We start from the raw sequence: 24,196 nt of genomic DNA, 5'->3' as shown, positions 1-24,196 counted from the left end.
TGCTAACGAAACACTTCACAAGAAACAGCGACGGCGTATTGATGCCGAGCTACCGTTGGTTTGGCATCAACCGCTGTTTCTTGTAAAAACGCCAAAATACCGACGTGCCCCAATTGGTGGAGCACAGTGTTAAGGAGATAACATGACTGAAGCAACGCAGCGCACTAGCGATTCCGGCGTTTCTATTTGGTTGGACGATTTGTCCCGCACCCGCATTGAGTCCGGCTCTTTGCAGGATTTGATTGCTAACAAGAATGTTGTTGGCGTTACCACCAACCCATCCATCTTCCAGAAGGCTTTGAGCCAGGTCGGTCCATACGATGCACAGCTTAAGGAACTCGGCAAGGTCGACGTTGAAACCGCTATTCGCGAGTTGACCACCACCGACGTTCGTAACGCAACCGATATCTTCCGCGAGATTGCTGAAAAGACCGACTTCGTTGACGGCCGCGTCTCCATCGAAGTTGACCCACGCTTGGCTCACGATACCGCCAACACCGAGAAGCAGGCTGAAGAGCTTTGGGCAAAGGTTGATCGTCCAAACGTTATGATCAAGATTCCTGCAACTTTGGAAGGTCTTCCAGCTATCACCGCTACCCTTGCTAAGGGTATTTCCGTGAACGTAACCTTGATCTTCTCCCTCGAGCGCTACGAGCAGGTTATCGACGCCTTCATCGAAGGTATCGCTCAGGCTGCCGCTAACGGCCACGACTTGAAGCACATTGGTTCCGTAGCTTCCTTCTTCGTCTCCCGCGTTGATAGCGCCGTAGATAAGCTCCTCGAAGCTAACGGTTCCGCTGAAGCTAAGGCTCTTGAAGGCAAGGCTGCTGTTGCTAACGCTCGTTTGGCTTACGAACTCTTCGAAAAGAAGTTCGCAGCTGACCCACGTTGGGCTGAGCTTGAAGCCAAGGGCGCTAAGAAGCAGCGTCCACTTTGGGCTTCTACCGGCACGAAGAACGCAGCTTACTCCGATTGCAAGTACGTTGATGAGTTGGTTGCTGAGCATGTTGTTAACACCATGCCAGAAAAGACTTTGAACGCTCTTGCTGATCACGGCAACGGTGCTGCTTCCATTAAGGGCACTTACGAAGAGAGCCACGCTGTTATGAACAAGCTTGCTGAGCTTGGCATCAACATTAAGGACGTTACCGACAAGCTTGAGGCCGACGGTGTTGCCGCCTTCATCAAGTCTTGGGATTCCGTGATTGCAGACGTTCAGTCTGGTATCGATCGCGTAAACTCCTGATTTTACTAATCGTCTGATAGCGAAACTGCTAATCAGCGAAACTGCTAAATAACGAAAACCGCACCTTGCGTATGTACTAATCTTACGCGGGCGCGGTTTTTGTTTTGTGTTTTATCAATCGCAATAAAATAAGCTACCCAGTGTTACTGACGCAGTCAACAAACTGCGTCAGTAACGAAAAAACAGCATCAAACGTTACTAACGCAGAACACCAACTGCGTCAGTAACGAAAAAGCGAGATTATACGTTACTAACGCAGTCAAGTATCTGCAAAAAGTAACGGTAACGCTAGAAAACAAATGCCGAGGAAACTTACGGCAAATGTTCAACAGCAGCTCTCAGTTAGGTCATAGTGCTCACAGAAACTCAGCCATAACAATCGGCAAACATTCAATCGCACCAACGCGCTGATAGTCTTTAGTGTAAATCAGCAGCTCGCGCGCAATACGCGAAGAAAACTTGCGCGAGAAAACATCAAGCGAAGCATGAGTTTTATATCCAGAACTTTTCACTTCAATCGGCACAATTTTATTATTTTCCGCAATCAAAAAATCAATTTCATAATTGCTCCTACCACGCTTTTCTGCACTAATCGCAGCACCACTACTTGTGCCATCACTACTTGCACCATCACTACTTGCGCAATCGCCACTTGCACCATCGCCTTCGTCAATCAGATCCTCCGCAAAAGTGTGATAATACAACCCGTGCCCATGCGCACTCAACATTTGTGCAACCATATTCTCATAAACGTACCAAAGATTCGCTTGCAACTTACCGCTCAGTAATCGCGCGTAAATATCATTGCTCGTAAACGACTTATCCTTAAAAGAAAGCGTAACAAACAACCCAGTATCCGCAAGAAAAAGCTTAAATTTAGTCAAATCCTTATACTGAGCCATTCCTGCAGAAGGGTCAGAAGTGTGATTCACAATGAGAACGGTTCCGGAATCCTTTAGCTGTGCGAGCTGCTCAAGAATATCATCCGCACCTTTCCCAGCAAGAACACTAGAAACGTGGTATCGCGACGTGTTAGACATAAGTTGCGCAGGAATAGCGTCGAAAATTGCGGAAATTTTACCAGTCGCGTCAATCTTCCTAAAATCATCCTCATACAGTGAAAGAATGTCGCGTTTCACTTGATCCACAGCACTAAAATCGTTAGTTTCAATATAACTTTCTACAGCTTGCGGCATCCCACCGACCAGCATATAAAGACGAAAATCTCTAAGAATCTTCCTGTATGCAGCCTGACCGATTGGCTTTTTAGAATCATATAGTTTACGCAGAAGCGGAATAGTAACTTCATCACCAAGCGCTCGAGTAAACTCCTCATAATCCATCGGATACATTTTCAACTTATGTTCTTCGCTAGGAATAAGAATATCCTTAACATTTTTGTGAATCGAAATTAGCGAACCGGTTTCTATATAGTCATATCTTCCGTCACTTACTAAAGCTTTTATGGCTTGACGCGCTTTAGGGCAAAGCTGTACTTCGTCGAAGACAATGCAAGATTTGCGCTCTTTTAAGCTTGTTTTGTATGCTAGCTGCAGCTGCAAGAAAATATAGTTTATGTCCGAAAGGTCATCAAACAGCTCCTTTACTTCTTTCGATGCGGTATAAAAATCGACAAGAATGTAGCTCTCGTACTCATTTTGGACGAATTCTTTTACGATTGTCGATTTACCTACGCGACGCGGACCTTCGATAAGCAACGCTGTTTTGCCTTTGGACTCGCGCTTCCAGGCTAGCATTTCGGAATAGATTTTGCGCGGGAACTTGAGGGTTGATTTATCACCTTCGTAAACCATTGTAATTCCACCTTTCTTCCCAAAATCGACAATTTTATTTTAGCGTATTACCCCAAAATCGACAATTTTATTTCGCAAATTTACCCCAAAATCAGCATTTTTACTACTCTAATATGAAATAAGCGCAGGTGCATATACGCTGTACCTTCAAACGTTACTAACGCAGCGCGACGACATGCCTGAGCGCTGCTATTTAGCGCGCGAAGGCAACTCGGAGCGCCGAGCTTGCTCAAGGTTGAAAGCACGGGTGTGCTTTCAACGCAAGCGAGGTCTGTCTTCGTCAGAAAAGACGAAGACAGGGCAGATTCGCGCGGTTGCTCATTGGGAATCTGGTTGTGTTTTGTGTGCGCTGACGACCTGCCTGAGCGCTGCGATTTAGCGCGCGAAGGCAACTCGGAGCGGAAACTCGCTTAAGTTGGAAGTCCAGTGGACTTCCAACGCGAGTTTCGTAAGCGAGCGCGTAATCCGCGCGAGCGCCAACTGCACCAGTAACAAAAAAACACGTCTATCCGTTACTAATGCAGCGCACCAACTGCGTCAGTAACGAAAAAGCGAGATTATACGTTACTAACGCAGTCAAGTATCTGCAAAAGTAACGGTAATCACCCAAACACCGTTACTAACGCAGTCAGCCAACTGAGAAAATAACAGTAATTACTTGCCAGAAAGAGTTTGCCAGCGAGATTTGGTTAAAACATTACGATGGCGCACGCGAGTTTCATGCATAAGCGGCACATCAACGGAAGAATCCACGCAATATGCTTCAAAACCACACTTTTCCTGAACGCGCTTCGACTTATTGTTGCCATCGTAATATCCGCACCAAATAGTCGTCATGTTAAGCTCGTCAAAACCGTACTGAATCAAAGCTTTCGCAGCCTCTGGAATATAACCCTTGCCCCAAAAAGGCTTACCAACCCAATAACCCAACTCGCACTCATCATCCCTAGAAGTCATATCCGTATGACCGTTAAGCTTTAGCTCAATACATCCAATCGCTTTGTTACTTGACTTTAAGCACACAGCGTAACATTCTTTTGCGTTAAGAAAAACATTCTTAATAGTAGATTTGCTATCCTCAATACTTTTATGAACAGGCCATCCTGCAATAGGCCCAACATCTGGATCTGCAGCATACTTAAATAAATCTTCAGCGTCATCTTGAGTCCAGGCGCGCAAAATTAATCTTTCTGTTTCGATCATCTGTTTACTCATTTTTTATTCACAATCTACTAAAATATTTTGATGATACATTGTAAAACTGTTTGTATACAAAATTTAGAATAAGTAGATTATTTTCCACACATGTGCGGTTTTGTTTACCTAGTGGTTAAAAATATAAGTAGTAGCTCGGCCCTTTCCACAAACTGAAATATCTCCCCTACTAACTAGATTAGACAACAATTGCTTAGCCTTGGTACTACCCACGTTAAGAATATTTTGCACTTGCTCACGTTTTATTGTTCCATGATTATGCAATGCTTCAATAATCTTTTTATAGCAATCGTCAACACTCATACGTTTATTTGATTTATTAGAATCTTGCAAAAGTGTATTTGCAGTAAGTTCTGAATTATAAGTACTATTCACTAAATTTGACGAATCACCATTAAGCTTAGTTTTGTTTTTTGCAGAACTAGATACAAAGTTATTATTATCGCTTACAAAAAATTCAAGAGTAGTACGGTCTGGATTAAATGACTCACTTAACTTTGGATGGCTTATTCCAGCCCAATCACAACCAGCTCTCATGGCATCAAATCCACTTCCTGCACGTTCAACAACAGAAATCAGTGCAAACATTTTAAGAAGTGCGGGATTCCGAGAATCCGAAAAACCTCCAGCTAAAGCCACTTCTATAGGCATACGTAGACACCCAGGGTTTGCAAAAGAAAGCTTAAAACCAGTATTCACACTATTGGGTTCTATAGAAGACTGTGAAAAACTATCAATCTCATTGTTCACAGCATCATTATATGTAATAACAGTGTTACCCCTCATATAATAATCAGCATGAATCAACGTGTTTGCAAGGGCTTCTCTAACTGCCATATGCAAAGGAGTATCGTCAACTCTTAATGATTGCGAATTAAGCAGAAATGGTACATCAATTTTACGAGAAAGACGTTGCCATACAGTATTCCAAAAATCATAAAGATTCCCACTCCACGAACCATCCGAGCTGGTAATTCTATGACTCCACCTACTGTTAGCATTTGTAACTTCTCTATAGTCGAGAAAATAGTACGGAAATTCCGTAAGAATGCACCACTCATGACCAAACATTAAAAGACCTGCTCGAGTGGGATGTAACTTATTCGACTCGTCCTTTGCTAATGCTCCGATTCTCATAAGAAATTCATCTGTATCAAGCGTAAGCCAAGGATGTTGAGGACGCACTGCACTTAGCATATTGCGATAGGATTGTACAGTATCCATATCAAAATCGTCAACACTACGCTGCAGCAGTGGAGATTGATCCATAGAATTTACACTCGAACCATTATCTCGAACCATAGCTTGATATTCTTCTTGCGAACATTTGTAGTCGCCTTCAAAATTGCGACGATACGTACCACCTATAGGATTTCCATTAATATAAATCGGCTTATCAGAACGATTTGCTCTTGGAACAGTTATGCGAATAATAGATTTATTATCATCCGTTTGTTCAATAGAAATATTTTCTTCAATAAGAATATTCGAACTAATTTTATTCTTATTATTTAGCGTATCCCAAATATCTTTTACCATTTGTTCAGGATTATTTACGCCAACAAGTTGTAAATTATGCTGTGCGTCTTCACTTACACCCAACAAGATAGTTCCACCATTCGTGTTAGCAAAAGCACAATACGTTTCCCACATACTTCTCGGCGTACCATTTGAAGCCACTTTTGCTTCTAATTGATTACTCTCTCTTAGTGAAGATAGTGAATTTATATTGAGCATTGTGGTCTCGCTTTGTAAGTTAGGTTTGTTGCAATGTCGTTTTTTTAATTAAGTTTGTATTTATATCCGTGCATAAAATCGGACGTTTTAAGATGCAAATATATTTTCCGTCCGATTTTATATTCTTTATGACTGATTTTAGTAGTTTTGCGCCCAAAAAACAAGAAAACGTCCGCATTTTGCAAGACGCGTCCGATTTATAGCTATTTTGCGTCCGATTTGTATTAGATTTTGCGTCCGATTATGATGATTACAATAAATCACTAGAGAAATTTGTTTTAAGCCAGGTAGCAACGCCATCGTCGTTGTTGGAAGCGCAAACCTCGTCCGCAATCGCAAGCAAACGCTGATTACTATTCGCAACCGCAACGCCGTATCCTCCGGCGCGAAACATATCGATATCAATAATATCGTCGCCAAAAACAACAGTACGGCTAGGCTTCACGCCCAAACGATCGCAAATAACGTTCAGCGCGTGCCCTTTGTTTGCAAGAGGATTCGTGAGCATCCACAACACGTCTTCGCTAATGTGCAAAGAAAAATCATCCGGAATAATACGCTGAAGATCATTCTTCTCGCTATCTTGCGGCACAATAATAATTTTGTCTGCAATGCCGTGCGGAACGTCAGAAAAGTCAGTAATAACAAAATCTTGCTCATTCCAAAGCATACGCACGTCAAAATTCGTGTAACGAACGTCGTTCATAACAATACCAAGACGGAGCGTAGGAATTTTATCAAGCAATCGCAAGCAAACATCACTCGCATGCTGAGAGTCAAAACCAAAACGAGTAAGAGTATCAATGTTTCGTTGTGAAGTAAGCTCACTAACAGTACTATGCGCGCAATCAAAATCAATAAGCGCTCCATTAAGATACGCGCAAACTTGAGCTTTTAAATCGTGAACAAAATCGAAAGCACTGCCAACAGGACGAGCCGTAATAATTGCAAGCGGAATCCCAGATTCGCGCAATCGCTCAGCTGCCTGCACAGTTTCGCTGCTTAAATAGCGGCCTTCAAAAGTATAGGCATCGTGAAGCATAGTGCCGTCAAGATCAGCAATTACTAAAGAAGGAGAAAAACGCAGCATTGTAAGAACCTAAATAAATGAACCTAAATAAACGAACCTAAATAAACAAACCTAAATAAACAAAAAGCGCACAATCTACTGACCATGCGCTTTTCAAAGAAGAATAATTAAATTAGAGAGAACTTAGTCATTAAGTTCAAAATAACAATTACCGCAACCCAAATCAGTGCAATAATTACTGTCCAACGGTTCAAATTCTTTTCTGCAACACCAGAACTACCGGCGTTCTTCGTTAAACCGCCGCCGAACATGTCGGAAAGGCCGCCACCCTTGCCCTTGTGCATCAAAATTAACAGTGTAAGCAAAATGCTAGTAAGCACAAGCAATACCTGCAAAACGATTTTCAGAGCGGACACAAGTAACCTCCTGTCTTAGAGTACTCGACTAATTTTAATAAGAACCGTTGACCTATAGACGCGATTGCGCTGCGGTGAGTCGCACAATATTCGACAACTCCTGAGCATCCAAAGAAGCTCCGCCAACCAAAAATCCGTCAACATCAGGCTCAGCAATAAGACTTGCAGCGTTGGAAGAAGTCACAGATCCGCCGTAAAGAATACGAACAGTATCCGCAACGTCACTTCCAAAAGTTGCGCGCAAATCTTCGCGAATAGCAGACGCCGCTTCCTGAGCCGACTGAGCAGTAGCAACCATGCCTGTGCCGATTGCCCACACAGGCTCATAAGCAATAATCAAACGCTTAGCCTGTTTTGTGTCCAAATCGCGCGTTACGTCATGAACCTGACCAACAGCAAAATCAAGCTCAATACCCTGCTTGCGTTCCTCAAAACTTTCACCAACGCACAAAATTGGAGTCATTCCAGCCGCAAGAACCGCACGCACCTGGTCTACAATATTCGCATCGTCTTCCGGATGATACTTTCTACGCTCAGAATGCCCAACAATAACCATTGAGCATCCAAGACTGGCAAGCATATCTGCAGAAACATCGCCTGTAAAAGCGCCTTGTGCAGTAACGGAAACTGCTTGCGCTCCGTACAATATTGGCAGACGATCAGACTCAACAAGAACCTGAACGCTTCGTATAGAAGTAAAAGAAGGCATAAGAGCCACTTCGCAATCGCGGTAGTCGTAATGCCAGTCACGCAAAAGCCACGCAAATTTTTGTATAAAATGCGTTGCTTCGCGGTGATTGAAATTCATTTTCCAATTACCTGCGACTAGCGGCTTTCTTTTAACAACCATAATCACCCTTAAAAGTTGAGGATTGAAGATTAATAGTATTACGCAAGATTTTATACAAAATTTTATACAAGATTTTACGCGAATTAGTATTATGCCGACTCCGATTTACAAAAGATTCATAAAATCGAAAGCCGGCATAATTGAAAACATTTAGTTTACTTACGACTTGCGTAAAATTTATTTACGACTTGCGTAAAGCTTATTTACTCAAGCACGCTCAATCCTGGAAGAGTCTTGCCTTCCAAGACCTCGAGGGAAGCGCCACCGCCAGTAGAGATGTGCGAGAAGCCATCTTCCGCAAAGCCAAGATTACGAACTGCGGAAGCAGAATCACCACCGCCAACAATGGTGAAAGTACCGTTCTTAGTTGCGTCAACCAAGCCCTGAGCCACAGCGCGAGTGCCAGCAGCAAACTCTGGAACTTCAAACACACCCATAGGACCGTTCCACACAACAGTCTTGGAGTCAACAATCTTGTCGTGGAAAAGCTTCTGAGAATCAGGGCCAATATCCAAGCCCATCTTGTCTGCTGGAATAGCGTCAGCTGGAACAACTTCTGGAGCAACAGGGGTATCACCTGCTGGGAAGCCAGCGTTCACAACAATATCGGTTGGAAGCACAAGCTCAACGCCGTTCTTCTTGGCGGTTTCAATGTAGCCCTTAACTTTTTCGAGCTGATCCTCCTCAAGCAAGGAAGTACCAACCTCGTGACCCAAAGCTTTGAGGAAGGTGAAGACCATGCCGCCACCAATAACAAGACGATCAGCCTTAGAAAGCAAGTTTTCAATAACGCCAAGCTTGTCGGAAACCTTGGAGCCGCCGAGAACAACAGTCAAAGGACGCTCTGGATTTTCTGTTGCGCGAGAAAGTGCCTTAACTTCCTTTTCAACAAGCAAGCCGGCAGCTGCTGGAAGGTCTGCAGCAACATCGTAGTTAGAGCCCTGAGCACGGTGAACAACACCGAAGCCGTCGGAAACAAAAACCTCTCCAAGAGCAGCAATCTTCTTAGCATAAGCTGCACGCTCGGAAGCATCCTTGCTGGTCTCTTCAGCGTTGAAGCGCACGTTTTCAAGCAAAACAACGTCACCGTTGTTCATGGCAGCAACCTTAGCTTGAGCATCCTCGCCGTAGGTGTCTGCAGCCAAAGCAACTTTCACGCCGAGAAGCTCGCCTAAACGAGCTGCAACTGGAGCCAAAGAAAGCTCTGGAACAACCTGGCCCTTTGGACGACCAAGGTGAGCCATCAAAATCACCTTAGCACCCTGCTCACGCAAAGCCTTAATTGTTGGCAAAGCAGCACGAATACGACCATCATCGGTAATCGTAGTACCCTTGAGAGGAACGTTAAAATCTGCGCGAACCAAAACTCGCTTGCCGCTCAAATCTCCCAAATCTTTCAGTGTCTTCATTGGTATCCTTTCCAAATCTATTGGCTTACCATACTGGCTTAATGCGTTCAAAAAGACGTAAAATCAGCCTAAACATTAACTCAATGCCGTGTGCAATTATACCGCAAGTCTTCAACAATCCATATCACACAGCCACTCCAAAAACCCACCAGCCGAAACCCGAGAATACCGCAAACAAAAAGCGCGAGAAGCGAAAACCGCAAACTCGCGCAATTAAAAATTAACTCTACAATAAACAAGCAGTAAAACAGCACTAAAGCTGCTGCATACGCGACTTCTCAACCTTCGCCGAAAGCTGCAAAAGTCTACGAATTCGTCCTGCAATAGCATCCTTCGTAATTGGAGGATCAGCCAAATGACCAAGCTCTTCCAAGCTTGCATCGCTGTGCTCCAAGCGAAGCTTTCCAGCCATCAACAGATTATCTGGAATATCGTCACCCAAAATATCGAAGGCGTGACGAACTTTTTCGCAAGCTTCGGCAGCGGCTTTCGCACTACGACGCATATTCGCATCATCAAAGTTTGCAAGACGATTAGCTTTTCCTCGGGCTTCACCATCTGAGCGCTTTCCTGTCCATTCGCGAGCAGAACGAGGAGCACCAATCAGATTCAGCATGCGTTCGATTGCGTCGGAATCGCGCAAAGTTACGCGCTCAGAGCTGCGCACTTGGCGAGCTTTAGCTGTAATACCTAAACGAGCTGCCATAGTTTGCAAAGCGTTTGCAGCTTCGTGAGTTGGACACACTACTTCCAAGTAGCTTGCTTTGCCAGGATCGGAAATTGCGCCGTGAGCTAGGAAGGCACCACGCCACGCTGCCTTAATTTGGGCGATACTTCCGCCGATAATTTCTGGGGCTAGTCCTGCAACAATGCGCATGCGGCGGTCAAGTAAACCAGATTGTAATGCTAATGCTGCAGCACCATGATCAACAACTACGTCGTAACGAAGAACAGTACCTGCTGGAGTTTGACGCGAAACCTGCGAGATGGTCGCCTCGCGCTGGAAGTGCGTCTTTAAGACCTCTACAAGCCACTGTGCGGAACGCTGAGAGTCAAACTGAGCGCGAATCACAGCTTGGTTATTTACTGGCCTTAAACCGCCAGCAAAGCGCATCATAGCTGCCGCTTGAGCCATAATGACCGTCGGGAGCTCATTGTTGTTGGAAACGAGTTCATTTTTGACGTCGTCAAGAAGAGCCAAGGGACAACCTCCTACTTTTGTTCTTCTTAAAATATGCGTGCTGTTGGATACTCGCATGATGCGTTTGAAAACGACATGCCCGGCTTTCTGTGATACAGAATACGTTGGACATTTTAGCGTTATTTGCACACGTTTGCATATACTTTTAGCACAAAATTTTTGCGTTTGTTTTATTACTTACTAAATTACTTGCTTTATTACTTGCTACCTGCGCTGCAATTCGCGTGCAGATACAGTAACCTGCAAACCGTGCAATCGCAAGCGTTTTGCAAGCTCAATACTTGTAGCAACTGAGCGATGCTGACCACCTGTGCAGCCTACTGCAATCGTAACGTAATGCTTATCTTCTTTAGCAAAACCGTCAATAGCAGTGAGCAGCGCCTTTTCGTAAGAGTCCAAAAAAGCGACCGCTGCAGGATTAGAAAGCACGTAATCACTTACAGCCTTGTCTTTTCCGGTTAAATCGCGAAGAGCCGGAACCCAGAATGGGTTAGGCAAAAAGCGCATATCAACCACAAAATCAGCATCCATTGGCATACCGTACTTAAAGCCAAAGCTGAAAATGTGCACGGCTACGGTGGAAGATCCTTTGCCAAGTAATCCTTCGTAAAGTTTGGTTGAAAGTTGATGAATACTAAGACTTGAAGTATCGATAATAATATCCGCGCAATCTTTCAAATGACCGAGTAGCTCTCGCTCTTCTAAAATGCCGTCAATAAGCCTGCCGCCGCGTTGCAAAGGATGGGGCCTTCTAACGGACTCGTAGCGTTTAATAAGCACGGAGTCGGAAGCGTCTAAGAACAAGATTCGCGTTTTTACTCCAAGCTCGTCAATATGCGCAAGAACCGCAAACAGATCGTCGAAGTATCCGCGCGAACGCACGTCAATAACAGCAGCAAGCTTATGCACTTTTGAGCCGGATGACGTCATCATATCTACCAGCGGTATGAGCAGTTTTGGAGGAAGATTATCAATAACGTACCACCCCATGTCTTCCAACGCGTTAGCCGCGTGCGAGCGCCCAGCTCCGCTCATGCCTGTGATTAGCATAACTTCAAAACCGTCTGCTAATTGCATATTGATTGCACCGTGAGTATTTGAGTCTAATTCTTGATGAGTGCTATTTTGCAGGCTGCTTTGCAGATTGCTTTGCTCACTATTTTGCTCACTATTTTGCATATCACTTTTCGCATCAGCTTGATCTTCGGCGCTCATAATGCCTCCTGTAATGCTTTTCGCATGCAATTAGTTAAATATTCACAATCTTTAGAATTATCGTAATCTGCGGTCTTGTCAGAAGCATTCTCGAAACTATTTTCCGACTTTTCTTCCGATTTTACTTTAGAATTTCTGTACTCAAACGTCATAAGCTTTACTTGCTCTAAAGCTTGGTACAAAAGCATTTCTTCGCCGCCAATTCCTAATCCGTATTGTCTAAAAGCGCTAAGCAGCATGCTTGGTCGAGGATCGTACACAACATCAAGAAGTGTTCCAAGGCTTTTTACGCACCTATTTTGACAGTATGCTTTTAACGCTATTGCCAGGCCGTCTGCAACGTGCGCTGGAACGGTGCTTATTACAATATCTGCTTCTGCGATTGCACGAATTGCGTCTAATGAACTTAAAGATTGCAAAATGAGAGATTCGTCACATTCGAATACTTCTTCGCTAAGTGTTGGAAATTCAATACCTTGCACTGATTCGTATTTTGCATCAGTTTCGCTACTTTCAGTTACACTACTTTCAGTTTCGCTACTTTCAGTCACGCTACTTTCAGTTACGCTACTTTCTAAGCACGGCTCTATGCTTCTGCTATTTGGAAAATCAGTACAGTACTTTTGCAGAAGATTATTAAAACGTTCAACTCCTTTTACGCTACCGTTATCTTCGGTTCTAGCAATAACTTTAACCTGTTCAAGTTTTGAGGCTTGTGCGATTTCTATAAGTGCTGCCATTGCCGAAGATGCCGTGTTGCCGCTGCCAATAATAACAGCTTTTTTTACTTGGCTTATGCGCTCGTGCAAAGCTACAACAAAAGCTCTGATTATGCCACTTACGTCTGTGTTGCACAGTTCAATTTGCGAAGGCGAAGCTGTTGCAGGATTGCTGGTAAAAATCGCTGTGTTTGCGACTTTAAGCGTTTGAGACCAGTAGTCGCAAGGAGTACCAAGTTTCATTACGGTTTTTTTAAGCGGCATTGTAAGGCTTAAGCCTTTCCAAGAATCGTCAAGATGCGCAATAAAATCAGCTAGCTCAGCTTCGCTTACCTTTTCTTTGCTATATTGCCAATTTGTAAGCCCTAAAGCTTTATAAGCCGCGTTGTGCAATACGGGAGATAGCGAGTGCGAAATAGGATCTCCTAAAACTGCGCAATGATATATTTTTGGCATAATCACTCCTCAGTACGCTAATAAATCTTTTGGATCGACACAAAAACGCAACTCTCCTGCGGCACGCTTTGCCACATGATGCGCTACTTCCTTGTGCAATCGGCTCACTAATTCTTGTCTTAAATAAAGCGGAACTCTTACTACAGCTTTTACACGGTCGTCAAAATCGTCAAAATGCTGGTATTTGTCTGTAACAGGCGGGTGCATTGGAACAACGCCTAACAATGGAGGAATTGTTGAAAAATCAGCATTTTGATCAGAAATATTAGCTTTAGCACTTTGATTATTTTGACTAATTTCGCACCCAAGATTTTCCTGCATTGCCCCAATATTTTCAAGCGCACGCATAACCGCATCGCGCTCTCCCCACACACATGCTGCAGTCACAAATGGCGGCAAAACAGCCTGCTTACGCTCCGAAAGCTCGTTTAGCGAAAGTTGCGTTGTGTCCCACAAAGTAAGCGCTCTAGCCAAAATTGGGTACGTTTCGCCAATCAAAAGAACACTTCCGCCGCTAATTCTAGGAGCGCACAAGCTTGCAGCTTTCATCCAAGCGGTAAGTGTGTCAATTCTGGAATCAAGCCCCGAAGCATACAAGCTCACCCAAGTGTCGAGTATTGCCACAACGCCATACGAGCCGCTTTGCGCACCATTTTGAGATTGAACGCGCGGCTCTGCACCGGAGGTTGCCACAACAATTACAGGCTTTTTATCTATGAACTGAATAATTCCGTTCGGCTGATGCGGCGAAGAAAGCAAAATAGGCACGTTTCTAAACAGTTTTGACACTTCTTGCGCAATACCTGCAGCACCGACGCGTATTGCACGAAGGTTAGTGCTTCCGCAATTAGCACAGGACCAATTGATTGCGCTTGCACCACACCATAAGCATCGAAGGGATTTAATCCCCGAACTAATATCCAAAGGTCCAGTGCAACGCCTGCAACGAGCCTGGTGAAGGCAAGAAGAGCACATTGCAGACTGAGTAACGCCATCTTGAGCAATAGAAAGCAGCACAGGATTTCCGTCTGCAAGAGCCTCGTTTATTGCTCTTACAGCGGTATGCGGTATTCTAGCTCCAATGCTTGGGTCAGCAAGTTTTGACAAAGTTTCTCGATTAAGCCAGCGAACCCACGGAACTATTTTTTCACGCAATTCTTTGCGAACTGTTACAGGAACGCTACTTCCACTTACATCTTTTGCAACTTGCGTATTGGAAGAATACGAATCTACTTCGCTTTGACTTAACGCGCTTCTAGAATACGACATTGCTACAAAAACGCCACCATGCTTTTTTGCGCGAAGTCTCATAACGCCACGAGCTTGAGCGTAAGGCATCATTCCGTCTGCATACTGGTATGCGGTATCTTCAACAATAGCGAATAAAGCATCCCCCTCAACCGGAGCATACATTGCAGCGCGCGTTCCAAGCACGCAAGGAACTATTCCGGAAGCTACTGCACGCCAAGCTCTATAACGGTCAGCCGGAGCATCCGCCGCACAAAGACGCGCAACATCTCCATCAAAACCGCCTGCAGAAAAACCACGGTGATTTTCACTAACGCGCTTATACGGTTTTAATCCGTAAGCCATAAGCGCACGCATAACGTCATTTACTTCCCTAAGCGTTGGCAAAACAGCAACAGCCTGCTTCCCTTGACTTACAGCCGTTACAATCATCCAAGCTAAATCTTGAGCCATTCTTAAAGAGCCGGCAGGTGCATCAACTACAAAAGATTTAACATCAGATTTAGTGGTAGATTTAGAATTATTATTTTCGATTTTTTCGCCGTCAAAATCCGCGTTACTAGCTTTTTTAACTAAAGCGTCATGCAAAATATCCGCATTTTCGTAAGATTCAATCATTCTAGCGAAAGTAGCGATAGAAGAATCAGCTTCATTAGCTTCATTAGCTTCATTAGACTTATAAGCTTTATTACTGCTTTCCAAAAGCTTTTTAAGATTTATGCACCAATCTTTTCTACGATGCAAGCGTATGCTATCAAAAACTTCCTCATGCTCAACTCTGGCAACTCGCTGAGGCACAGCAAGACGAAGAATATTCGCGCTAGTTCCACCATAAGCTTTTGCAATAGCGTCAATATCTTCGCGCAAAGACTTAGAAATCAGCACATCCGATGGAAGCACACGCTCTAAAAATCGCAAAGCAGAAGAAGGAGTATCACTATTAGAAGAACGAGACCAAATAACACCTGTAAGCCTTTGCGCACCAAAACGTACGCGCACGAAAGCTCCCGACTGAGCAGCATCATCTTGATCCTTGGACACTAAATAGTCAAAAGTACGACCTAAATGTGAAGCCTGAACATCTAGCATTACGTGAGCAATAGCACAATCGTCTGCAGGAACGCGCGAAACAGCATTACGCTTGCGTTTAGTTTTACGCGCGAATCCGTCTAACGAAGGTTGCTCTGCCATTTTAGCTTCTACTTTTAGCTCGTACTTTTAGCTTTTTAGATTCTAAATTAGATTCTACTTAAGATTCTACTTAAGATTTAATGCGGCTAGAAGCTGATCAGTTCTATTCGTTTCTTCCCAAGGGAATTTAACATCCGTGCGACCAAAATGGCCGTAAGCCGCGGTTTTAGCGTAAATCGGGCGCAACAAATTAAGCTCGTCAATAATTGCAGCCGGACGCAAATCGAATACTTCACGCACAGCACGAGCAATATCAGCACGCGTAATACCGTCAGCTTCAGTACCAAAAGTCTCAACGTTTACGCTTACAGGATCCGCAATACCAATAGCATAAGCAACCTGCACTTCTGCCCTATGAGCAAGACCTGCTGCAACAATATTCTTAGCAACCCATCGAGCTGCATAAGCCGCAGAACGATCAACTTTACTTGGATCTTTTCCAGAAAAAGCTCCGCCGCCATGATGCGCCGCACCACCGTAAGTGTCAACAATAATTTTTCGACCAGTCAAACCAGAATCTGCAGCAGGGCCGCCCAAAACAAAAGAGCCAGTAGGGTTCACAAGCATACGGTATGAATCGTGCGCAACTTTTTGAGCAAGAACTTCGTCCAACACAGGCTTAACAACATGCTCAACAAGCTGAGACTGAAGCCAATCGCTGGAAACTTCAGGATCATGCTGCGTGGAAATTAAAACAGTATCCAAGCGCTTAGGCGCGCCTTTGGAATCGTACTCAATAGTAACCTGAGTTTTCCCATCCGGACGCAAATGCGCAACGATACCATCTTTTCGAACTTTAGAAAGCCTTTGCGCTAAACGGTGAGCAAGATAAATTGGAAGCGGCATTAAAGTGTCAGTTTCGTCACTTGCGTAGCCAAACATAACACCTTGATCTCCAGCACCTTGAGCAGCATAACGTTCCTCGCGAGAAGCAGCACTTTCGCTATTTGCATCTAAACGAGTAACACCTTGATTAATTTCATCACTCTGCTCAGTTAAAGAAACCATGACTCCGCAAGAATCAGCGTCAAGACCAATAGTGGAACTCGTATACCCAACATTACGAACCACAGAGCGCAAAATTCCTGGAATATCGCTATAAACTTCGCCTCTAACTTCACCAAACACCACAAATTGGCCTACAGAAGCGCAAACTTCTACAGCAACGTGAGCGTGAGCGTCTTGACGGAGCATATCGTCCAAAATAGCGTCGGCAATCTGATCGCACAACTTATCCGGATGACCTTCAGTAACAGATTCTGCAGAAATTAACTTAAGTTCTTCCACAATCCCCTCCAATACAAATACTCGTAAAGTGAAAAACGCAGCCGCACATCCGAGTTTCAAGCACAGATGATACGACTGCGATTATGCGCATAAAAAGACGCTAAAGCAATAAGTATAAGCTTTATTAATCAATCACTTAACTAATTAATAAATAAATTAATTGCCTTCGCTTAAATCGTCTTCACCAAGCGTCTCTTCAAGCAAGCCTCTATTAATCTCACGGAAAGCAATAGACAAAGGTTTTTCTTGATTTTGATACTCAACTAATGGACCAACATTTTGAAGCAAACCTTCGTTAAGCTGCGTGAAATAAGAATTAATTTGACGTGCTCGTTTTGCAGCAAATAAGGCAAGCGCATACTTGGAATCCGCATGTTGCATAAGATCATCAATTGGTGGATTCGCAAGACCCGTAGGTGTTGGCTGAGTGCCTAATGCCATGATATTCTCCAAATTCTATGGTGCCACAATAGTTCCAAAACGCCTATTATAGGCTATAGATTGGATATTGCGGTAAGTTCTATTTATAACTTCTTTATAAACTATTTATAAGTTATTTACAGATCGTATTCACGAGCAATAACGTTCCAAAGTTCGTCCGCCGCTCGCTCAGCATTGTCGTTTACAATAACAACATCAAACTCGCTGGCTGCAGCAATCTCAACCTTTGCTGTTTCCAAACGTTTTGCCTGCTGCTCAGGTGTTTCAGTGCCTCTGCCAATAAGACGACGCCTAAGCTCTTCAAAACTTGGAGGCGCAATAAACACATATACAACTTCCAGACCGAGCCGCGAAGCCTCTTGCTTTACTCGCCTAGCGCCTTGCAAATCAATTTCCAGCAAAGTTGGAATATCCTGCTCAAGATGTTCCAAAACAGGCTGCAGCAAAGTGCCATAGTGTGCCATGCCGTGAACAAGAGCAGTTTCTAAAAATTCTCCATTGCGTTTACGCCGCTCAAACTCTTCCTCATCTAAAAACCAGTATTGAATCCCATTAAACTCACCAGGTCTAGGCGCGCGCGTAGTTGCAGAAACAGACAACCAAATATGAGGATGTTTCTCGCGAAGTATGCCTTCTACCGTACCTTTACCGGCTGCAGTAGGACCAGTTAATACGATTAGGCGACGCTTAGTCTTCGAAGACTCAGAAGCAGCCGCATCATCTTTGGTAGACATTTACCTCACCTCTCAATTACGCATGTTCGCCTGAATCAATAAGAGCCTGACGAATATCCCACGCTATTCGCTCTGTTGCGGCAGAAAGTTCGCCAATACTTGGCCCATGAGACGCAATAGAGCGAGAAACAGTTACCAACACATTACCATGCGTACCGGCAAAAACACGCTTTAAGTCGTTAGCTTCAGCACCCTGCCAGCCATAACCTGGGGAAAGAATTGGGCCGGTAAAGCTTGCTACGTCAATTCCGCCGCCGTTCATCCAATCTCCAATAGTAGCGCCAACAATTAAGCCGACTGAACCCAAGCCCTTAGTTTTATTGTTAAAACTTTGAGCTGTTTGAGCAATTCCGTGAGCTACTGTAGTTCCGCGGTAAGTTCCACTTTGGCGAATTGCAGTTTGCAAGCTTGCGCCTTCGCGGTTAGAAGTTAGCGACGCAATAAAAACGCCGCGACCGTTATTAAGCGCTTCGTTAATTAAGCCGCCCATTGAGCTAGCGCCGTAATACGGAAGAAGAGTAATAGCGTCGGCAAGAAGAGGAGCGCCCGGCTTAAAATATGCGTCCGCAAGCGCAGAAATCGTAGTAGACAATCCACCATGGCCGCTGTCAACAATCGTAATAACGTCCATTTGACGAGCCGCGTAAAGCACACGTTCAAGCGCTGCGAAACCCTTAGAACCGTAGCGCTCAAACATGCTGGACTGGAATTTTACTGCCGCTGCCCTGCCGTTCATAGCCTGAAGCATGCGCATTGAAAACAGTTCAGCGCCGAGAGCATCCATGTTGTATCCCCAATTAAGCAACATTTTGCGATGAGGATCAATACCAACACATAGCGGACCATACTTGGCCATAGCGTTCTTCAAGCGCAAGCCAAAATCGGATCGCTGCGCTTGTAATTCTTGATCACGAATGCTCTCGGTCATGTATTAAGCCCGACTTTCTTAACTTTCTGCCTGTTCAATTGCAAACAGTTGTTGAGCATGCTCTTGAATGCTCATCACCTGATAATCGTTGTTCTTAACAGCCTCAATAGCCATTAATACTGGCGCAAATTCGGTAATAGTTGTGAATTGCGGAAGATCTGCCGCAACAGCTGCTGCGCGAATAGCGTAGCCGTCCGTGCGAGACCCTCTTGAATTCGGCGTATTGAGTACCATGTCAATCTTACCATTCTCAATAAGCTCCACAACATTTTTGCCGATTCTTTCGTGAGCATTCCTGCCATTTGACACATCTTTCGCCGTGTCGCCTTGACTAGAAAGCTTGTCTACGATTACAGAATCAATGCCGTAGCGTCGAAGCACAGAAGCAGTACCTTCAGTAGCCCAAATAGTAAAACCAAGTTCTACTAAGCGCACTGCAAGAAGCGGAAGCTGACGCTTATCCGCATCGCTTACAGACACAAACACGTTGCCACTGGTTGGCAAACCGCCCTTGTATGCTGCAAGCTGACTCTTAGCAAAAGCGTGAGGGAAGTCACGGTCGAAGCCCATAACTTCGCCGGTTGAACGCATCTCTGGGCCGAGCAAAATATCAACCGTGCGTCCAACAGGAGTGCGGAAACGCTTGAAAGGAAGCACAGAAGCTTTAATAGCAACCTGCTGACCTGGGTGAATATCACCACCGTCTCCCTTTGGAAGAAGAAGTCCGCGCTTACGCTGCTGAGCAATGGTTTCGCCAGCCATAATTCTTGCAGCAGCTTTAGCAAGAGCAACGCCCGTTGCTTTAGAAGCAAACGGAACCGTGCGAGAAGCGCGAGGATTTGCTTCGATTACGTACAAAGTATTTGCCATAAAAGCATACTGCACGTTAATAAGACCACGAACAGAGCATCCGCGAGCAATCGAAAGCGTACCTTCGCGAAGGCGACGAATCTGATCGTCCGAAAGAGTGCTTGGAGGAAGAGTGCAAGCTGCGTCACCAGAGTGCACGCCAGCCTCCTCAACATGCTCCATAATGCCACCAATATAAAGCTCGTTGCCGTCGTAAAGTGCGTCAACGTCGATTTCAATAGCGTCTTGCAGGAACTTGTCAATCAAAAGCGGCGAAGGCAAACGGCCAGAAACAACCGTGTCTGCACGAGCCTCATCCAAAGCGCGATCAACATACTTTGCAAGCTGAGCATCATCGTACACGATTTCCATGCCACGACCGCCAAGCACGTAGCTTGGGCGCACAAGAACCGGGTAGCCGATTGCGTGAGCCGCATCTTTTGCTTCCTCAAGACTTAAAGCTGTGCCGTAGCGAGGAGCATTCATGCCTTCTTGGCGAAGAACCTCACCAAAAAGCTCACGGTTTTCCGCCAAATCAATAGCCTCAGGAGTTGTTCCCAAAATTGGAACTCCTGCAGCTTTAAGACGAGCAGCAAGCGAAAGCGGCGTTTGACCACCAAGCTGCACAATCACGCCCTTAACAGGACCAAGCTTCTTTTCTGCTTCGTAAATTTCAAGCACATCTTCGAAAGTAAGCGGCTCAAAGTAAAGGCGGTCAGACATATCGTAATCTGTAGAAACTGTTTCAGGATTGCAATTAACCATAATGGTGTCGTAATCCTTGCCCAATTCCTGAACAGCGTGAACGCAAGTGTAATCAAACTCAATACCCTGACCAATTCGGTTCGGGCCAGAGCCAAGGATAATAACAGCTTCGCGATCGCGCTTCTTCAACTCGCTTTCGTCAGCGTAGCAAGAATAGTAGTACGGAGTTGCCGCGTCGAACTCGGCTGCGCAAGTATCAACCGTCTTGTAAACAGGGCGCAAACCGTAAGCCCAACGAAGCTCACGAACCATGTTTTCACCTTCGTCACCAAGATTACGCAAATGCGCAATTTGAACGTCCGAAAGACCAGCAAGCTTAGCGCGCTTCAAAACTTTAGGAGTTAAAGTTTCAGCTTCACGAACTGCGAGCGCAGTCTCGTTAATTTGAGCCAGCTGCTCAACAAACCAAGGGTCGATTTTTGTTGCGGCAAAAATCTGATCCGGCGTTGCCCCGCCCCAAAGCGCGCGCTGAATTTGCAAGTAACGATGCTCTGTTGGAGTATGCATTTCTTCAAGAAGCTTGATCACTTCTTCCTTGCTTGGGCGCTCTCCGTCCCAGCTAAAGCATGCGTGACGCTTGTCGATTGAGCGCATTGCTTTTCCAAGGGACTCCTGGAAGTTTCCAGCCAAAGCCATTGCTTCGCCAACTGACTTCATGGAAGTTGTAAGCGTGGTGTCTGCTCCTGGGAACTTTTCGAAAGCAAAACGCGGAATCTTCGTTACAACATAGTCGATTGTTGGCTCGAAGCTTGCAGGAGTTGAACGCGTAATATCGTTTTGAATTTCGTCCAAAGTGTAGCCGAGAGCAAGTTTCGTTGCGATTTTTGCGATTGGGAAGCCGGTTGCTTTAGATGCGAGCGCGGAAGAGCGAGATACGCGCGGGTTCATTTCTATTACGATAATGCGACCGGTTTGAGGGTTGATTGCGAACTGAATATTGCAGCCGCCTGTGTCAACGCCTACGCCTCGAATAATAGCGATACCAATATCGCGCATCTTCTGATATTCGCGGTCTGTAAGAGTAAAGCATGGAGCTACGGTAATTGAGTCGCCGGTGTGAACACCTACAGGATCTACGTTTTCGATTGGGCAAACAACTACGACGTTATCTTTTGCGTCGCGCATAAGCTCAAGCTCAAATTCCTTCCAGCCTTCAATGCCTTCTTCAATAAGCACTTCGTCTGTTGGAGAATAGTGAATGCCGGCTCCTGCAATTCGGTGAAGCTCTTCTTCGTTATGAGCAATACCAGAGCCGAGTCCGCCCATTGTAAAGCTTGGGCGTACTACTACCGGATATCCTAAAGTTTCAACAATTTTGTCTACTTCTTCGATTGAGTGAGCAATAAAGGATTTTGCGCTTTCCGCTCCAGCTTTTTCAACTACTTTTTTGAAAAGCTCACGGTCTTCGCCGCGGTCGATTGCTTCCAAAGAAGCACCAATAAGCTCAACGTTATATTTTTCGAGGATTCCTGCACGACCCAAATCCATTGCAGCGTTAAGCGCAGTTTGACCACCAAGCGTTGGGAGAAGCGCATCCGGACGCTCCTTCGCAATAATTCGCTCCAAAATCGAAGTGTCAATTGGCTCAATATACGTTGCGTCCGCAAGCTCCGGATCGGTCATAATCGTAGCCGGGTTGGAATTAACCAAAATTACGCGAATGCCTTCTTCGCGAAGAACTCGGCAAGCTTGCGTTCCAGAATAATCAAATTCTGCAGCCTGACCAATAACAATCGGGCCTGAACCAATTACCATAACCGACTTAATATCAGTACGTTTTGGCATAGTAAATTTCTCTTTCCGTAAATCTTAAAATCTTACTTGCTTTTTCGAGTATTACTTGCTTTTTCGAGCGTTTTCGCGCATCAATTGCACAAAGCGGTCAAACAGATAGGAAGCGTCGTGCGGGCCTGCTGCAGCTTCCGGATGATATTGCACAGAGAACGCTGGAATATCAAGGCATTGCAAGCCTTCTACAACATTGTCGTTCAAGTCAATATGGGAAACTAGCACGCGACCAAAGTGACCGTTTTCGTAAGGAGATTGAACAGGTCCGTCAAGAGGAGCATCCACTGCGAAGCCGTGATTGTGAGCCGTAACTTCCACTTTTCCGGTTGTAACGTCTTTTACAGGCTGGTTAATACCACGGTGGCCAAACTTTAGCTTGTAAGTGCCAAATCCGAGAGCGCGACCAAGCAACTGGTTTCCAAAGCAGATGCCAAAGAACGGATATCCTGCGTCCAAAACTTTACGCAAAAGCTCAACCTCGCGATTTGCTTGGCCAGGGTCTCCAGGACCATTCGAGAAAAATACGCCGTCTGCGTTAAGAGCCTGCAGCGATTCGAAGCTTATTGAGGAGCTTACAACATGCACGCGGCAGCCGCGCTCAGCCAAACGGTGAGGAGTCATAGATTTAATACCAAAGTCGACTGCTACAACCGTGTAAAGCGAATCTTTTCCTTCAAAATCTCCGCAAGGCTCAATCGTATACGTTTCTTTAGTACTGACTTCATCCGTTAAACGCAAGCCCTGCATTTGAGGAGTCTGCTTAATTTCGTCAACGAAAGAAGCGACGGTACGAAAAGCCCCGGTTGACGAATCAACCAGGGCCTTATTAGAAAAAATGCCGGCACGCATAACGCCTACCGAGCGTAAATGACGTACCAGCTTTCGAGTATCAATACCACTAATGCCAACGATACCTTGCTTTTGTAAATCGTCTTCCAAGGAACCTTCAGCGCGCCAATTGCTAACTACTGGGCTTGGCTCCTTAACCACGTAACCCGCAACCCAAATGCGATTAGATTCAGGATCTTCGTGATTCATTCCCGTATTACCTATGTGTGGGAATGTTTGAACTACGATTTGTTGATCATAACTTGGATCAGTTAATGTTTCTTGATAACCAGTCATGCCCGTGGAGAACACAATCTCAGCGCGCGTAGAACCTTGCGCACCAAAAGGCTTACCAACGTAAACCTGACCATCCTCCAACACCAATACTGCATCATCACTGCCGAATCCGGCAAAGGTGTCGTTGTAATCCACCTTAACCCCCTTATGGCTTTAGGATATTCGTGGCAAGTCTACTCAGATTGGCGGACGGGCGACGCGCCGGCGATAAGTTATTGCGCATCCTGCATTCTTGAGTTCGTCTATGAGTTTTGTAACTGATTTAGTTTTTGGTTTTGACGAGGCTGGAAAAATTGTGTTTGCGTGCGTCCCGTCCTTCGGGCGCTCTGGCTGCTAAAGGCGCTTATTGTGTTCGCCTATCTTTAAAGAATGTAGCTTCTCAGTCCTCTTTTAGCACTGAACACAATTTTTCCAGCCTCTCAACATACTAAACAACAACACAAAACTCATAGACTCGTGCAAAAAGTTACGCAAAGTGCGTGGAATAGCGCAATAACTTACGCTTTGTCTTGTAATTGATAGGAATGTTTAG

Annotated in this window: 18 protein-coding genes; 1 reads left to right on the top strand and 17 read right to left on the bottom strand. The window is 45.0% G+C overall.

The genetic code is table 11. From position 1 onward, the window contains the following. The first annotated feature begins 142 nt into the window (after positions 1–142). Positions 143–1,246: a transaldolase gene (gene tal, locus CGSMWGV1500E_RS04385; RefSeq protein WP_004127219.1), complete on the top strand. Its 1,104-nt coding sequence runs from the start codon at positions 143–145 to the stop codon at positions 1,244–1,246. 356 nt (positions 1,247–1,602) lie between these two features. Here tal and CGSMWGV1500E_RS04390 read toward each other — a convergent pair whose 3' ends face one another. The 17 genes from CGSMWGV1500E_RS04390 to carA form a co-directional block, all read right to left on the bottom strand. Next, the gene (locus CGSMWGV1500E_RS04390) at positions 1,603–3,060 is read right to left on the bottom strand and encodes an ATP-binding protein (RefSeq protein WP_004127217.1); all 1,458 of its coding nucleotides are present in this window, start codon (positions 3,058–3,060) and stop codon (positions 1,603–1,605) included. 654 nt (positions 3,061–3,714) lie between these two features. Beyond that, positions 3,715–4,263 carry a GNAT family N-acetyltransferase gene (locus CGSMWGV1500E_RS04395; protein WP_004127215.1) on the bottom strand — a complete coding sequence of 183 codons (549 nt, stop codon included), beginning with the start codon at positions 4,261–4,263 and terminating at the stop codon, positions 3,715–3,717. A gap of 120 nt (positions 4,264–4,383) precedes the next feature. Continuing rightward, positions 4,384–6,012, bottom strand: a complete 1,629-nt coding sequence (locus CGSMWGV1500E_RS06230) for an RNA-binding domain-containing protein (protein ID WP_080572221.1) — start codon at positions 6,010–6,012, stop codon at positions 4,384–4,386. Between the two features lie 250 nt (positions 6,013–6,262). Then, the gene (locus CGSMWGV1500E_RS04400; protein ID WP_004127209.1) at positions 6,263–7,102 is read right to left on the bottom strand and encodes an HAD hydrolase family protein; all 840 of its coding nucleotides are present in this window, start codon (positions 7,100–7,102) and stop codon (positions 6,263–6,265) included. Between the two features lie 107 nt (positions 7,103–7,209). Then, positions 7,210–7,458 carry a preprotein translocase subunit SecG gene (gene secG / locus CGSMWGV1500E_RS04405; RefSeq protein WP_004127207.1) on the bottom strand — a complete coding sequence of 83 codons (249 nt, stop codon included), beginning with the start codon at positions 7,456–7,458 and terminating at the stop codon, positions 7,210–7,212. A 52-nt stretch (positions 7,459–7,510) separates the two neighbouring features. Continuing rightward, entirely contained in the window at positions 7,511–8,308 is a 798-nt protein-coding gene (tpiA, locus tag CGSMWGV1500E_RS04410; RefSeq protein WP_004127204.1) for a triose-phosphate isomerase, read from the bottom strand. A gap of 203 nt (positions 8,309–8,511) precedes the next feature. Further along, positions 8,512–9,717, bottom strand: coding sequence for a phosphoglycerate kinase (locus CGSMWGV1500E_RS04415; protein ID WP_004127201.1), 1,206 nt, complete (start codon positions 9,715–9,717; stop codon positions 8,512–8,514). Positions 9,718–9,970: 253 nt separating this feature from the next. Next, positions 9,971–10,918, bottom strand: a complete 948-nt coding sequence (whiA, locus tag CGSMWGV1500E_RS04420; protein WP_032843402.1) for a DNA-binding protein WhiA — start codon at positions 10,916–10,918, stop codon at positions 9,971–9,973. 204 nt (positions 10,919–11,122) lie between these two features. Continuing rightward, positions 11,123–11,995 carry an RNase adapter RapZ gene (gene rapZ / locus CGSMWGV1500E_RS04425; RefSeq protein WP_050543256.1) on the bottom strand — a complete coding sequence of 291 codons (873 nt, stop codon included), beginning with the start codon at positions 11,993–11,995 and terminating at the stop codon, positions 11,123–11,125. 134 nt (positions 11,996–12,129) lie between these two features. Then, positions 12,130–13,308, bottom strand: coding sequence for a shikimate dehydrogenase family protein (locus CGSMWGV1500E_RS04430; protein WP_004127196.1), 1,179 nt, complete (start codon positions 13,306–13,308; stop codon positions 12,130–12,132). Positions 13,309–13,317: 9 nt separating this feature from the next. Further along, positions 13,318–15,747: a primosomal protein N' gene (locus CGSMWGV1500E_RS04435; RefSeq protein WP_004127194.1), complete on the bottom strand. Its 2,430-nt coding sequence runs from the start codon at positions 15,745–15,747 to the stop codon at positions 13,318–13,320. 66 nt (positions 15,748–15,813) lie between these two features. Then, positions 15,814–17,034, bottom strand: a complete 1,221-nt coding sequence (gene metK / locus CGSMWGV1500E_RS04440) for a methionine adenosyltransferase (RefSeq protein WP_004127191.1) — start codon at positions 17,032–17,034, stop codon at positions 15,814–15,816. Between the two features lie 156 nt (positions 17,035–17,190). Then, on the bottom strand, positions 17,191–17,475 hold the full coding sequence (gene rpoZ / locus CGSMWGV1500E_RS04445) for a DNA-directed RNA polymerase subunit omega (protein WP_004127189.1): 285 nt from the start codon (positions 17,473–17,475) through the stop codon (positions 17,191–17,193). A 116-nt stretch (positions 17,476–17,591) separates the two neighbouring features. After that, positions 17,592–18,209 (bottom strand): guanylate kinase, encoded by a 618-nt coding sequence (gmk, locus tag CGSMWGV1500E_RS04450; protein ID WP_004127179.1) that lies wholly within the window; start codon positions 18,207–18,209, stop codon positions 17,592–17,594. Positions 18,210–18,225: 16 nt separating this feature from the next. Next, complete coding sequence (pyrF, locus tag CGSMWGV1500E_RS04455; RefSeq protein WP_004127176.1) at positions 18,226–19,137, bottom strand: orotidine-5'-phosphate decarboxylase; 912 nt, start codon at positions 19,135–19,137, stop codon at positions 18,226–18,228. An 18-nt stretch (positions 19,138–19,155) separates the two neighbouring features. After that, positions 19,156–22,536: a carbamoyl-phosphate synthase large subunit gene (gene carB, locus CGSMWGV1500E_RS04460; RefSeq protein WP_004127173.1), complete on the bottom strand. Its 3,381-nt coding sequence runs from the start codon at positions 22,534–22,536 to the stop codon at positions 19,156–19,158. Between the two features lie 51 nt (positions 22,537–22,587). Next, the gene (carA, locus tag CGSMWGV1500E_RS04465) at positions 22,588–23,799 is read right to left on the bottom strand and encodes a glutamine-hydrolyzing carbamoyl-phosphate synthase small subunit (RefSeq protein WP_004127171.1); all 1,212 of its coding nucleotides are present in this window, start codon (positions 23,797–23,799) and stop codon (positions 22,588–22,590) included. Positions 23,800–24,196: the final 397 nt, after the last annotated feature.

This window comes from Gardnerella vaginalis 1500E, assembly GCF_000263595.1.
In the GTDB taxonomy this organism is placed as follows: Bacteria; Actinomycetota; Actinomycetes; order Actinomycetales; family Bifidobacteriaceae; genus Bifidobacterium; species Bifidobacterium vaginale_E.
This window is presented reverse-complemented; position numbering and strand designations above follow the sequence as displayed.

Bases quoted from the DNA above. Each gene is read 5' to 3' on its own strand.
- rpoZ (WP_004127189.1), bottom strand. From the start codon at position 17,475: ATGGCATTAGGCACTCAGCCAACACCTACGGGTCTTGCGAATCCACCA.
- pyrF (WP_004127176.1), bottom strand. From the start codon at position 19,137: ATGACCGAGAGCATTCGTGATCAAGAATTACAAGCGCAGCGATCCGAT.
- CGSMWGV1500E_RS06230 (WP_080572221.1), bottom strand. From the start codon at position 6,012: ATGCTCAATATAAATTCACTATCTTCACTAAGAGAGAGTAATCAATTA.
- CGSMWGV1500E_RS04395 (WP_004127215.1), bottom strand. From the start codon at position 4,263: ATGATCGAAACAGAAAGATTAATTTTGCGCGCCTGGACTCAAGATGAC.
- CGSMWGV1500E_RS04400 (WP_004127209.1), bottom strand. From the start codon at position 7,102: ATGCTGCGTTTTTCTCCTTCTTTAGTAATTGCTGATCTTGACGGCACT.
- rapZ (WP_050543256.1), bottom strand. From the start codon at position 11,995: ATGCAATTAGCAGACGGTTTTGAAGTTATGCTAATCACAGGCATGAGC.
- CGSMWGV1500E_RS04415 (WP_004127201.1), bottom strand. From the start codon at position 9,717: ATGAAGACACTGAAAGATTTGGGAGATTTGAGCGGCAAGCGAGTTTTG.
- CGSMWGV1500E_RS04435 (WP_004127194.1), bottom strand. From the start codon at position 15,747: ATGGCAGAGCAACCTTCGTTAGACGGATTCGCGCGTAAAACTAAACGC.
- carB (WP_004127173.1), bottom strand. From the start codon at position 22,536: ATGCCAAAACGTACTGATATTAAGTCGGTTATGGTAATTGGTTCAGGC.
- CGSMWGV1500E_RS04390 (WP_004127217.1), bottom strand. From the start codon at position 3,060: ATGGTTTACGAAGGTGATAAATCAACCCTCAAGTTCCCGCGCAAAATC.
- CGSMWGV1500E_RS04430 (WP_004127196.1), bottom strand. From the start codon at position 13,308: ATGCCAAAAATATATCATTGCGCAGTTTTAGGAGATCCTATTTCGCAC.
- tpiA (WP_004127204.1), bottom strand. From the start codon at position 8,308: ATGGTTGTTAAAAGAAAGCCGCTAGTCGCAGGTAATTGGAAAATGAAT.
- tal (WP_004127219.1), top strand. From the start codon at position 143: ATGACTGAAGCAACGCAGCGCACTAGCGATTCCGGCGTTTCTATTTGG.
- gmk (WP_004127179.1), bottom strand. From the start codon at position 18,209: ATGTCTACCAAAGATGATGCGGCTGCTTCTGAGTCTTCGAAGACTAAG.